Below are 12,729 nucleotides of genomic sequence, written 5' to 3'. Positions count from 1 at the left end.
TGACTGATTTGAGGCCAACGATGGACGTCGATCAGGTCCAATAGATAATAAGTTAGGCAGGATGACAAGATTTTGACAAGGGAGTTTCGCACAAAAATGTGCAGCGAAAAGCCGTGAAGAGGCAGAAGAAGATCTTTGAATAGTGAAAATGGCGGACCGGACGGGGCTCGAACCCGCGACCTCCGGCGTGACAGGCCGGCATTCTAACCGACTGAACTACCGGTCCGCTTTTTTCACAACATCAACCCGCTATCCTGGGGAAGCATAGCGATGGTGGGTGGTATAGGGATCGAACCTATGACCTACGGCTTGTAAGGCCGTCGCTCTCCCAACTGAGCTAACCACCCTGGCTGAGGCCGCGCATTCTACCCATCTCCTATTCCGTGTCAATCATTTATCGCCAAGTCAGGCAATATTTTTCTCTACAGCTCATTTAATGAACTATTTGTTGATTTAGGCACCATGGCATTTTTTCAATTGATATTTAAATCGCTTAAGCTGTCAGTAAGTTGGGGCGCAATATGAGCTGCCCCTGTTTTTTTAGCTGACTGATGAAAACACCAATGAGACGTCATTTGTTTCTGCTTCTAGGGGCTGTAGTTTGTCCTATGCACGCTCGGGCCGACGACCTGACGGGCGGAGAAAACATGTGGCTAGTTTGGGGTTTGCTGGCGATTTGCCTTATCCAAACCATCGCTCTTGTCTACGTGCTGATTCGCTATCTGCGCAATCGCCCTACTCCTGCAGATCTGGACCCCATTCTGCAAAAAACCAAATTCCAGTTGCATAGAGAAATCGCCCGGCACGAAGTGACCGAAGAATTGTTGCTGGAGACGCGCGAATATTTAAGCTGCCTGATCAATTCATTGCCGACGGTAATCGTCGGGGTGACAGAAGATGGTTATGTCACCCATTGGAACGTGGCCGCAGAGGAAATTACCGGTTTATCCAGCCAGCGCGCTTTGGGAGAGAAGATCTCTGCCGTTTACAACGCCCCGCCTATTCCTTCTGAACAAATCCGTGCCACCATCGCGCAAGGCAAGGCTTACGTACAAGAAGCCATTCCATTCGGCGAAGGGGCCGATGCGCGATTTTTGGATCTGACCATTCAACCACTGGTATCGCCGGACACTTTGGGAGCCGTCATTCTGGTGCAGGATGTCACCCTGCGCGTGCGCATGGAAAGATCGCTGATCCAGAATGAAAAAATGCTCAGCCTTGGGGTTATGGCTGCAGGCTTGGCCCACGAGATCAACAACCCACTCGCTGCCATCATGAGCAATCTGCAAACCATTAACCGGCGGCTCTCCGCCAGCATGGCATTAAATGTTCAAGCAGCCGAGGAATTGAACATCCCGTTCCACAGTCTGGTGCAGTATTTGGAAAGCCGGGAAATCCCCAAGTTTCTCGACGGCATTCAAAAGGCGGGCGAACGCGCGGCCAAAATCGTTAAAACCATGCTGGAGTTTTCCCACGCCCGCAATTCAGCCTTCGCCCTTCACGACCTTACCCTGCTCGTCGACGAAAGTTTGGAACTCGCCACTAACACTTTCGAGTTGAAAACAGAAGGCAAGGGGCGGATGCCGTTCTTTATTCGCGACTTCGCGCCAAACCTGCCTGAAGTAGAGTGTTCTGCCTCGGAAATCCAGCAGGTTCTGCTGAACCTGTTACTGAACGCGGCACAGGCGTTTCAGTTGGCAGAGACGCCCATAGGTACGCCGACAATCAACTTGCGACTTTCCGTAGAAAAGGACCACATACTGCTGGAGGTACAAGACAACGGCCCCGGCATGAGCGACCAGGTGCAAAAGCACATTTTTGAGCCTTTTTTTACCACGAAGGATGTGGGGGTGGGGACAGGGCTGGGACTGTCAGTGTCCTACTTCATTATCAAAGAACACCATCAGGGGTCGATTGAGGTCGACTCCAAGCCCGGCGTGGGCACGCGCTTTCTGATACGGCTGCCTGTTCGACAGCCGTGTTCACCACTGGCGCGGGTGAAATAATCAGAAAGTTGGAATTGCCTTAAGGCAGCATCAGATTAAAACAGCCGCCGCCCAAAGGTGCGCCGTTTTCCAGGCGAATATATCCGACGCGATTTTTTTGCTTATGCAAGCGCGCAATTTCTTCTGCAAAGTAAAGCCCGAGATGGGTGCTGCCTTCATTAACCCCACTACCGCTCACTGATGAGGTCGGCGCCTCCAACATGCTGGGGGGATAACCGGTGCCATCATCCGCAACAAAAATGCGTAAAAAATCATTCTCGACTTTTGCGGAAACCAGCAATTCGTTGCGAGTGTAGCGGGAACAGTTGACGATAACGTTCTGCACCACACTGCCGATCAAGTCCGCGTCAAATGCCCACTCCAAATTATCGTCACATTCCAAACGAGGGTGGATATTGCGACTGTCCAGCAGGCTGTGATTGCGCGCCAACTGATCTTCTAAAACGTCGATGACATAGTGTTGATCAACCCGTAACGGCAGATGGCCATTTTGCATACGGTAGATGGTCAACAACTGAACAAGTTCTGCATTAATACGCGACGCTTCATAGTGCAGCGTATTGAAATGTTTAGCCTGCTTTTCGTTGGCGGGCGGGCAATCTTCGATAAAGGATTCCAACGATGCGACCAGCATACCAATGGAATTTTTCATGTCGTGCACACTGGATGCGAGAACCAGCGAGAAATCAACCGAATTAGTAGGTGTTGTCATTATTATTTTCCTGTTAACTAGCCATGCTAGCGGCTGCCATGCTTTGCAACCGCTGAAATCTGGCGTATTGAGAATGTGTCGGCCCTATCAATGAACCAATCGTGGCAAGCGCCTTTTCTGTGTCCTTAATGGTGTGTGCATCTTTGTGCCCTGCTCTCAACTTGCCAATCAGCGCTTGCACAATGTTCAGATGCACACCAACATGGCGCGGAAATATATGCCTTACTTTTTCGAAGCAATCGATGGCCTCGTCAAAGCGCGCCTGATTATACAGTTCGATACCTTCGCGGTTAACCGCCGCAAGCAATGCGCGATTGGTTTCACTGACGGGCTCAGACAAGAGAGCATCCAGCTTTTCCAACGCATCTTGATCATTTTCATAACGTTGCAATAAATCCTGCAGCAGACTTTCCGCCTGTGTTTTTTCTCCCAGAGCCTGCAGTGCCTGGATTCTCTCCAGGTGCACCTCCAGCGGTACGTCCTGCTTGGTGTTCAACAGCGTCTCCGCTTCCCGTATTAACAAACGGGCTCGCTCGCCTTTGCCTCCCTGGGCCAAAATCCGGGCGGTCAATAAATCCGCGCGAGTGGTCTGCTCCTTCGGTAGACGAAAGCGTTCTTTTGCCACTCTGATGGCTTCTGTGACCTCCGCCAGCAAAGCCTCCGCGGGATAAAGTCGTTGCTCAACCGAAGCAGCTGCAACGCGCGCAAAATGGAATACGTCCTCTGCACAGGCGTGGCATGACAATTCGCCAAGCCGCACAGTGGAACGCAGCGCTTGCAACGATGTATTTAAGTCGCCATTGCGCTCCGCCACCTGCCCAAGGCGCTTTTGGCGCAAAATGGATTTCGGCGATATCTCCACCGAGCGCTGCACTGTCATCTGTACTCGCCGGGCCTCACCCAGGCGCTCCCAGTTATTCGCCAAAACATCGTAAGCAGGCAGATACAGAGGGTTTTCTTGCACGATTTTCTCAAGCCAATCACCGGCAACATCAAGTTGCCCCAGATGGTGCTTCACCCGCGCCAAACCCAGGCGTGCCCAGTCCAAAGGTCTAAGCTGCAATACTCGGGTGTATAGAGCCTCCGCCCTCTGATATTCCCCCTCCGCCAGAAACAGTTCACCGAGCATTTTCTGTGCAGTACGGGAATGGCGGTGTTCGCTGGAAGCCAAATGGCCGAGAATCGCAATCGCCCTCCGGTGATCTTCCAACTCCAGGGCATTGTATGCCCGTCCCAGCACCTGGCGCTGGTGCAGCAAACGGACGATACGCTGCTCCAACATCTTGGTGGTGACCGGCTTCATCAAATAGTCGTCAGGCTCGCAATCATATGCGGCCATCACTACGTCTTTGGTGGCGTCTGCCGAAATGAGAATAAACAAGGACTTGCGCGGGAGCAGCTTGCGAAAACGAAGTTCTTCCAAAACCTGCTGGCCGTTCTTGCCCGCCCCCAGATCGTAGTCACACAGAATCACGTCATAGGTGTGGCGCTGACACTTGTCGAGCACGTCAGCCCCGTTAATCGCCATATCAACCTGGCCGATTCCGAGATTTCTCAGCATCGCACTGACTGTAAAGCGGAAATTGCTGTAGTCGTCGGCTATCAAGAACCGCAACTTGCTGAAGTTAATCTCGCCCACCGTCTATTACCCTACAGACTGCTGTTGATCGCTCTACCAACCGCCAGCTCCTGTTCTGACGGCAAAAATTCCATTCCGGCACGAAGTGTCGCCATTCCGGCACAGGGTTATAAAAGTGTAGATGATCATCGCCAAATTTCCGGCAAACCTGCCTTTAGCCGGAATCGCCCCTGCGTTGATTGTGACTTCCATCGCGAAGGGTTTAGAATTTCGGCCCTTCGTTGCACCCTCTGAGCCTGCGCACCATGTCGGATATCGACCGTATTTATGCCTCCCCGCTGGAAGAAGTCACCGGCTTTCGTTTCGACGAACAGGTAGTGGCTGTCTTTCCTGATATGATCAAGCGGTCCGTGCCCGGCTACAGCACCATCATTCATATGATTGGACAGATCGCTGAGCGCTACGCCCAAGCGGGCACGCGGCTCTACGACCTCGGCTGCTCTCTCGGCGCAGCGACTTTGGCGATGCGGCACCGCATCAATGCAGCCGACGTGAACATCATCGCCATAGACAACTCCCCCGATATGATCGAACGCTGCCGCGCGGTACTGGCTGCGGATTCCGGGGAAATTCCAGTGCAGCTGATATGTGGCGATATTCAGGATGCCGTAATCGATCAGGCCTCTATGACGGTCCTGAACTTTACCTTGCAGTTCATCCCTCCAACCGAGCGAGATGCGGTTTTGCGCCGAATTGCAGCGGGAACCGTGGCGGGGGGAGTTTTGATCCTGTCGGAGAAAATCGCTTTTGAAGATGAAGAGCACCAAAACCTCATGATTGAGCTTCATCACAACTTTAAGCGCGCCAATGGCTACAGCGACCTGGAAATTGCGCAAAAACGCACCGCCTTGGAAAATGTGCTGATCCCGGAAACACTCAAAACCCATCAACAACGCCTGTTGAACGCCGGATTTCGCTCAGTCGACTGCTGGTTTCAGTGTTTTAACTTCGCCTCCATCATCGCTTTCAAATGATTGACTACTCACGTCTGCTGGAACAGCTGGCCGAAACACCTCTTGCACCCCTGGCGGCCAACCTCCCCTCTGCAATTGAGAAAGGCCTTTCTATACAGCGCTACGGCGATTTGCCGGATTGGTATCAGGCCATGGACCAACTGCCAGATCTGCAACCGGACTGGGTCGAACTGCGCGAGCGGGTTGCTATAGGTTTAGACAATATCGATCCCAATCAACGCTCCCAGCTTGAACAGGCTCTTCGTGCGTTAATTCCTTGGAGAAAAGGACCCTTCGAGGTATTTGGCATCCATATAGACACTGAGTGGCGATCCGACTGGAAGTGGGATCGAGTAGTACCTCACCTCAGCTCCTTGGAGGGACGCCGTGTTTTGGACGTCGGCTGTGGCAACGGTTATCACTGCCTAAGAATGTTCGGCGCTGGTGCAGCGCGCGTCATTGGCATAGATCCCTCACCTCGCTTCGTGGTGCAGTTTTATATGCTGAAAAAATATCTCGGGGATATTCCGGTAGATGTTCTGCCCGTCGGCATAGAATCACTGCCTCCCAATCTCGAAGCCTTCGACACAACTTTTTCCATGGGGGTGTTCTACCACCGCCGCTCACCTATGGACCACTTGCGCGAACTCAAAGACACATTGCGCCCTGGCGGCGAACTGGTATTGGAGACACTCGTCATAGAAGGCGGCGAAGGTCAGGTGCTAGTACCAGAAGGACGCTACGCCATGATGAACAATGTATGGTTTATCCCCTCCTCCATCACATTGACAAGCTGGCTGCGCAAAAGCGGATTCGTCGATGTTCGAGTGGTCAACGAATGTGTGACTACCACTGAAGAACAACGCAGCACGGATTGGATGCGCTTCCATTCTCTGCCGGAATTTCTCGACCCCAACAATCCCGCTCTCACAGCAGAAGGTCATCCGGCGCCGCGCCGCGCTGTATTGATTGCGCGCAAGCCCGCTTAACTCGCGGGCTTTCCTATTTTTAACTATTGGTGGGAATACTGCTTAGCCACCCAGTCCTTATAAGAGCCATCCATAACGCCTTTCCACCAAGCGTCATTTTCCAAATACCAGCGCACTGTTTTGCGAATGCCGGATTCGAAGGACTCCTGCGGTTTGTAACCCAGTTCTCGACCAGTTTTGGCGGCATCTATGGCATAGCGACGATCATGGCCTGGGCGGTCTTTGACGAAGGTAATCAAACTTTCGGTATCGCCAGCAATTGCTGCAGCGGCTGTTGGATATTTCTCTGCCCAGCGCGAATCGGCTGCAAATTCCTGTTCAAGTAATTTGCCAATCAGTTTCACAATATTGATATTGGCCCATTCATTGTGGCCGCCAATATTGTAATTCTCGCCCACCTGACCTTTTTGCAATACCAGATCAATTCCGCGCGCGTGATCTTCCACATACAGCCAATCGCGAATTTGCAAACCATCGCCGTAAACCGGCAATTTTTTATTATGCAATATATTGGTAATTACCAGTGGAATCAGCTTTTCCGGAAAATGGAATGGACCGTAATTATTGGAGCAGTTGCTCGTAGTTACCTGCAAACCATAAGTGTGGTGGTAGGCACGCACCAGATGATCCGACGCTGCTTTACTCGCAGAATAAGGCGAGTTGGGAGCGTAAGGCGTATTTTCCGTAAATGCCGGATCATTTGGCCCCAGAGTGCCATATACCTCATCTGTCGACACATGGTGAAATCGATGAGGCACCGGAGCCGGGCCGTCCAACCATACTTTTTTGGCTGCTTTTAACAGGCTATATGTACCCAGGATATTGGTTTCGATAAAAGCATCTGGCCCGAGAATAGAGCGATCCACATGAGACTCAGCGGCAAAATGCACCAGAGTATCGACCGCTTCATCCACCAGGATTTTTTCCACAAGCTGGGTATCGCAGATGTTGCCACGAATAAATTTCAATTTTTCATTCGCGGACACACTGTCAAGATTTGCCAAATTACCCGCATAAGTCAGCGCATCCAGCACAATCACCCGATCTTTCGGATACTGGGCGAGCCAATAATGGACGAAGTTGGCCCCAATAAAACCTGCGCCGCCCGTAACCAATAATGTTTTTGCCATTGTTATTTACTCATTCACTTAATTCGGAGATTGCGAAATATCTGCATCAATCACTGTTGAACAAATCCCGCGTATAAACTTTGTCTGCCACATCGCGAATCTCATCGACCATACGGTTCGCCAAGATTACATCACATTGGGATTTAAATTGTTGCAAATCGCGAATCACAGGAGAATTAAAGAATAAGTCTTCCGTTAACACCGGCTCGTACACCACCACAGGAATACCTTTGGCTTTAATGCGCTTCATCACGCCTTGAATGGAAGAAGCACGATAGTTATCCGATCCCGCTTTCATAATCAATCGGTATACACCGACACATTTCGGTTTACGACGCAGCACGGAATCTGCAATAAAATCCTTCCGGGTACTGTTGGCATCGACGATAGCGCGGATAAGGTTGTTGGGTACTTCGTGGTAATTCGCCAACAACTGTTTAGTATCTTTCGGCAAACAATAACCACCATATCCAAATGATGGATTGTTGTAGTAATTGCCAATGCGCGGATCCAAACAGACCCCATCGATGATTTGTCTGGAGTTCAACCCGTGTGTTTCCGCATAGGTATCCAGCTCGTTAAAAAACGCAACCCGCATCGCCAAAAAGGTATTGGAAAACAACTTGATGGCTTCAGCTTCGGTAGAATCGGTATAAAGGACCGGGACGTCTTTTTTGATAGCACCTTCTTTCAAAAGAGCAGCGAAAGTTTCGGCTCTTTCTGAGCGTTCGCCAACGATGATGCGAGAAGGATATAAGTTGTCGTAAAGCGCTTTGCCTTCACGCAAAAATTCGGGAGAAAAAATAATCTGATCAATTCCGAACTTTTCCTTCATGCTTTTTACAAAGCCCACAGGAATCGTCGATTTAATGATCATAACGGCTTCCGGGTTAAAGGCGGTCACATCTTTAATAACCGCTTCTACCGAGCGCGTGTTGAAATAGTTGGTATCCGGATCATAGTCTGTGGGCGTGGCAATCACCACAAACTGCGCACCAGCATAGGCTTCATTTTTATCGAGAGTCGCTTTCAAATTCAGTTTTTTGTTTGCCAGAAACTCTTCTATTTCTTTGTCAACGATAGGCGACTTGCGGTCGTTGATCATCGCAACCTTTTCCGGCACCACATCCAGCGCTACCACCTCATGGTTTTGCGCAAACAAAACCGCATTGGATAGCCCCACGTACCCTGTACCTACAACTGCAATTTTCATTTTCACTCCCACCTATTCTTACGCTTAGTAGCGTTGTGTTTTATTGTTCTAAATTTTGTAAAAACTTTTATACCATTCAACAAAACGACCGACACCATCTGTCACCGTGATATCGGGTTGATATCCGGTGGCATCAAACAAGCTACGCGTATCCGCATAGGTTGCGTAAACATCTCCCGGCTGCATCGGCATAAAATTCTTCTCTGCCACTTTCCCTAAAGCGGCTTCCAATGCAGCGACAAAATCCATTAGTTTTACTGGCCGACCATTGCCAATGTTATAAATTCGGTAAGGCGCGCTGCTATCCGCTGGCGATCCTGACTCCACCGTCCAATCAGCATTGCGCGTTGGAATAACATCCTGAATTCGCAAAATGCCTTCCACAATGTCGTCGATATAAGTGAAATCCCGACTCAAATCACCATTGTTATAAATATCGATCGGCCTTCCTTCGAGTATTGCCCGGGTGAATTTAAACAATGCCATATCCGGGCGTCCCCACGGACCATACACGGTAAAAAATCTCAGACCGGTGGTTGGAATATCGTAGAGATGGGAATAAGTGTGCGACATGAGCTCATTGGCTTTTTTAGTCGCTGCGTAAAGAGACACGGGATGATCCACCGAATCTGCGGTGGAGAATGGCATTTTTTTGTTCAGGCCGTAAACAGAACTGCTCGATGCATATACCAGATGCTCCACTTTGTGGTGGCGACACCCCTCCAAAATCGTCATATGCCCAAGCAGATTGCTATCAACATAGGTCATAGGGTTGTCGAGTGAGTAGCGCACTCCCGCTTGAGCCGCCAGATGGATCACTCGCTCAAATTTTTCTTGCGCGAACAATTGCGCAACTCCATTTTTATCCGCCAAGTCCATGCGCACGAAACGAAAATTTGGTTCTTTCTGCAAAATCGCCAAGCGCGCTTCTTTTAAACTCACCTCGTAATAATCATTAAGGTTATCAAGTCCAACAACTTGATGTCCCAACGCGCACAAACGTTGCGCAACAAAAAAACCAATAAAGCCAGCTGCACCTGTTACAAGGTATTTTTTCATTTCAATTCATCCAACATTTTTGACAGCTGCTGCCGCCAGTGAGCTGTTTTGATATCCGCGGCCGCTTCTGCGGATCGCTTATCCAGAACCGAATAATTGGGTCGCCGCGCAGGCGTCGGATATGCTTCGGAAGGAATAGGATTGATTGGTATTTGCTTTTCTATAAGACCTTTTTCAAAGGCGAGCTCTTGAATCGCGACAGCAAAATCGTACCAAGAGGCCACGCCGGCATCACTCCAATGAAATACGCCGGACACTTCTGGTTTGGCAACAATCTGCCACAACCATTGAGCCAACCCCTTTGCCCAAGTGGGACTGCCAATTTGATCGGCCACCACATTGATCTGAGGTTTTTCTTTTATCAGCCGCAAAATCGTCTTAACAAAATTATTGCCATTCGACGAATAAACCCACGACGTGCGCACAATCACGGATTGCGGCAACAAGTCCCGTAGAACCTGTTCACCCGCATATTTGGACGCGCCATACACACTCAGCGGATGAGCTCGATCCTCTGGCAAATAAGGGACGTGATTTTTGCCGTCAAACACAAAATCAGTCGATACATGCAAAAGTCGGACACCGTATTCTTGACAAGCAAGCGCCAGATTGCGAACCCCGCCCTCGTTGATGGCGTAAGCCGCCATTGCATCTGACTCCGCCTTGTCAACTGCGGTGTAAGCTCCACAATTAATCACGACTTCGGGATTTAATTCCCGAAAAGCATCATGAATTCTCGCTGGCTCACAGATATTTAATTGTTCGCGACTATAGGCCTGCACTTGATGTTCGCCCGGGCTTGAACACTCTAGCTCCCAGGCCAACTGTCCGTTTTTGCCAACGATCAAAATGCGCATATAGTCCCTCAATCAAATTTTGGAGCTTGTGTAAACGACAAGCCGTTGAGATCTTTGGCTGATAACTTTGGTTGCGCACCCCCGACCAAAGGCCATTCAATGCCAATTTCCGGATCGTTCCACAACAAAGAAACTTCGGATTGCGGATGATAATAATCGGTGCACTTATAAACGAACTCAGCAAATTCGCTTAGCACATAAAATCCGTGCGCGAAGCCCTCAGGCACCCACAACTGGCGTTTGTTGTCCGCGGATAACTCAACACCCACCCATTTACCAAATGTTGGCGATGACCGCCGCATATCCACCGCCACATCAAATACAGCACCAGCGACAACACGGACGAGCTTGCCTTGTGTTTGCTCTAATTGATAATGCAATCCTCGCAAAATACCGTGAGCGGACTTGCTGTGATTGTCCTGGACAAATGGTCGAGCGCCGGTCTGTTTTTCAAATTCCTCAGCGCGAAACGTCTCCATAAAAAATCCGCGCTCATCACCAAAAACAGACGGCTCCAAAATTTTTACATCAGGGATGCTGGTATCGATAAATTTCATTAAAACACCCGGCGCTCTATGAGTTTCAACAGATACTCACCATAACCGCTTTTTCTCAAGGGTTCGGCGATCTCACACAGGCGTTCTGCGGTAATCCAGCCGTTGCGATAAGCAACTTCTTCCGGGCAGTTCACTTTTAAGCCTTGGCGCTTGTCGAGGGTGGCGATAAATTGTGCCGCAGCCAATAAATCATCGTGCGTCCCAGTATCCAGCCACGCAGTTCCTCGCCCCATAATTTCCACACGCAAATTACCCGCGCTGAGATATTGATTAATCACATCGATGATTTCCAACTCTCCTCGCGCAGAGGGTTTCACATTTTTCGCGTATTCGACGACGTTTTGGTCGAAGAAGTAGATGCCAGGAACGGCATAGTTGGATTTTGGCTTGGCGGGTTTTTCTTCAAGTGAAAGCACTTTGCCGGTCGAGTCGAACTCCACCACGCCATAAGCTTGCGGATTGGCTACGTGATAACCGAAAACAGTGCCGCCCCTTTCTTGCGCCGCTGCAGTTTTCAGCGATTTCACAAGATCGTGGCCGTAGAACAGATTATCTCCCAGAACTAGGGCCGCTGATGCGCCATTCAAAAAGGATTCACCGATAATAAACGCTTGTGCAAGACCGTCAGGAGATGGTTGGACCGCGTACTGGATTTCTATTCCAAATTGCTCTCCATTGCCGAGCAAGGCTTCAAACCGCGCACGCTCAAGGGGCGTTGTAATGATCAAAATCTCGCGGATACCGGCCTGCATCAAGGTCGCGAGCGGGTAATAGATCATGGGTTTATCGTAGACAGGCATCAGCTGTTTACTGACAACCTGAGTGAGCGGATAGAGACGGGTGCCGCTGCCACCGGCCAATATGATTCCTTTTCTCAAGCCATTACCCCGCTTAGCTTAGTGTTTTAGATGGATGGCAAATCAGAATTTTGAGTGCAAATTGTAAGCAAAAATGCGCCCACGTCTGTGGGCCTTGCCGCGTAGATATTAATGCAGGAGGGGTGTGATTAAAACAGAATACAGAACGGCATAGCCGCAAAAAAGGAACAAGAGAAATTATGGAAAAATTATCGACACAAACGAGTAAGAAGAACCAGGAGAGAATACGGATGGGGTGACTGACGGGGCTCGAACCCGCGACCACTGGAATCACAATCCAGGGCTCTACCAACTGAGCTACAGTCACCATTGACACCGGGACACCAGTGTGGATGGCGCGCCCGGAGGGACTCGAACCCCCGACCCACGGCTTAGAAGGCCGTTGCTCTATCCGGCTGAGCTACGGGCGCTCTTGCTACTGTTGTTAACCGGAGCGAGTTATAGGCTCGATCTGGATAATCGCTCTGCACGTGGGGTCACAGGCAGTCGACCGTCTCAGGAATGGTCGGAGTGGAGGGATTCGAACCCCCGACATTCTGCTCCCAAAGCAGACGCGCTACCAGACTGCGCTACACTCCGACAAAACTCGATGGGGCTTACTTTGCTACCCGCCCGTCGAGAGGTGCGCATAATACTCATCGTCCCTTGCCTCGTCAACGGCAAAAAAACAGTTCTGCGAAATTCTCTTTTCAAAGCCCCTGCACAAACGGAAAACGAATAAAAAGATCGGAAACGT

The 12,729-nt window shown here is 50.2% G+C and carries 11 protein-coding genes and 5 tRNA genes; 3 read left to right on the top strand and 13 right to left on the bottom strand.

Features of this window, described 5'->3' with window-relative positions; genetic code table 11:
• Nucleotides 1-149 precede the first annotated feature (149 nt).
• Both DWB84_RS04770 and DWB84_RS04765 read right to left on the bottom strand, forming a co-directional pair.
• A tRNA-Asp gene (locus DWB84_RS04770) sits at nt 150-226 on the bottom strand.
• 45 nt (nt 227-271) lie between these two features.
• Nucleotides 272-347: transfer RNA gene (locus tag DWB84_RS04765), tRNA-Val, on the bottom strand.
• A gap of 300 nt (nt 348-647) precedes the next feature.
• On the opposite strand from DWB84_RS04765, the gene DWB84_RS04760 reads away from it, so the two are divergent.
• On the top strand, nt 648-2,006 hold the full coding sequence (locus tag DWB84_RS04760) for a nitrogen regulation protein NR(II) (RefSeq protein ID WP_187408577.1): 1,359 nt from the start codon (nt 648-650) through the stop codon (nt 2,004-2,006).
• 19 nt (nt 2,007-2,025) lie between these two features.
• Here DWB84_RS04760 and DWB84_RS04755 read toward each other — a convergent pair whose 3' ends face one another.
• The gene (locus DWB84_RS04755; RefSeq protein ID WP_187408576.1) at nt 2,026-2,718 is read right to left on the bottom strand and encodes a sensor histidine kinase KdpD; all 693 of its coding nucleotides are present in this window, start codon (nt 2,716-2,718) and stop codon (nt 2,026-2,028) included.
• 13 nt (nt 2,719-2,731) lie between these two features.
• Entirely contained in the window at nt 2,732-4,357 is a 1,626-nt protein-coding gene (locus DWB84_RS04750; protein WP_187408575.1) for a tetratricopeptide repeat-containing response regulator, read from the bottom strand.
• 245 nt (nt 4,358-4,602) lie between these two features.
• Here DWB84_RS04750 and cmoA point away from each other — a divergent pair, with 245 nt between their 5' ends.
• Both cmoA and cmoB read left to right on the top strand, forming a co-directional pair.
• Nucleotides 4,603-5,331: a carboxy-S-adenosyl-L-methionine synthase CmoA gene (cmoA, locus tag DWB84_RS04745; protein ID WP_187408574.1), complete on the top strand. Its 729-nt coding sequence runs from the start codon at nt 4,603-4,605 to the stop codon at nt 5,329-5,331.
• Entirely contained in the window at nt 5,328-6,299 is a 972-nt protein-coding gene (cmoB, locus tag DWB84_RS04740) for a tRNA 5-methoxyuridine(34)/uridine 5-oxyacetic acid(34) synthase CmoB (RefSeq protein ID WP_187408573.1), read from the top strand. Before cmoA ends, cmoB begins: the two co-directional genes overlap by 4 nt.
• A 23-nt stretch (nt 6,300-6,322) precedes the next feature.
• Here cmoB and rfbB read toward each other — a convergent pair whose 3' ends face one another.
• From rfbB to DWB84_RS04695, 9 genes are all read right to left on the bottom strand, one after another.
• On the bottom strand, nt 6,323-7,429 hold the full coding sequence (rfbB, locus tag DWB84_RS04735; RefSeq protein WP_187408572.1) for a dTDP-glucose 4,6-dehydratase: 1,107 nt from the start codon (nt 7,427-7,429) through the stop codon (nt 6,323-6,325).
• 46 nt (nt 7,430-7,475) lie between these two features.
• Nucleotides 7,476-8,642 (bottom strand): nucleotide sugar dehydrogenase, encoded by a 1,167-nt coding sequence (locus DWB84_RS04730; protein WP_187408571.1) that lies wholly within the window; start codon nt 8,640-8,642, stop codon nt 7,476-7,478.
• Between the two features lie 48 nt (nt 8,643-8,690).
• Entirely contained in the window at nt 8,691-9,701 is a 1,011-nt protein-coding gene (locus DWB84_RS04725) for an NAD-dependent epimerase (protein ID WP_187408570.1), read from the bottom strand.
• Nucleotides 9,698-10,558, bottom strand: coding sequence for a dTDP-4-dehydrorhamnose reductase (gene rfbD, locus DWB84_RS04720; protein WP_187408569.1), 861 nt, complete (start codon nt 10,556-10,558; stop codon nt 9,698-9,700). The genes DWB84_RS04725 and rfbD overlap by 4 nt, the downstream gene beginning before the upstream one ends.
• Before the next feature lie 8 nt (nt 10,559-10,566).
• Complete coding sequence (gene rfbC, locus DWB84_RS04715) at nt 10,567-11,115, bottom strand: dTDP-4-dehydrorhamnose 3,5-epimerase (RefSeq protein WP_187408568.1); 549 nt, start codon at nt 11,113-11,115, stop codon at nt 10,567-10,569.
• Nucleotides 11,115-11,993, bottom strand: coding sequence for a glucose-1-phosphate thymidylyltransferase RfbA (rfbA, locus tag DWB84_RS04710; protein WP_187408567.1), 879 nt, complete (start codon nt 11,991-11,993; stop codon nt 11,115-11,117). Before rfbA ends, rfbC begins: the two co-directional genes overlap by 1 nt.
• A gap of 231 nt (nt 11,994-12,224) precedes the next feature.
• A tRNA-His gene (locus tag DWB84_RS04705) sits at nt 12,225-12,300 on the bottom strand.
• Nucleotides 12,301-12,326: 26 nt separating this feature from the next.
• Nucleotides 12,327-12,403 (bottom strand) — tRNA-Arg (locus tag DWB84_RS04700).
• A gap of 92 nt (nt 12,404-12,495) precedes the next feature.
• Nucleotides 12,496-12,572: transfer RNA gene (locus tag DWB84_RS04695), tRNA-Pro, on the bottom strand.
• Nucleotides 12,573-12,729 lie beyond the last annotated feature (157 nt).

Source organism: Saccharophagus sp. K07, assembly GCF_014336955.1.
GTDB lineage: Bacteria > Pseudomonadota > Gammaproteobacteria > Pseudomonadales > Cellvibrionaceae > UBA5868.
This window is presented reverse-complemented; position numbering and strand designations above follow the sequence as displayed.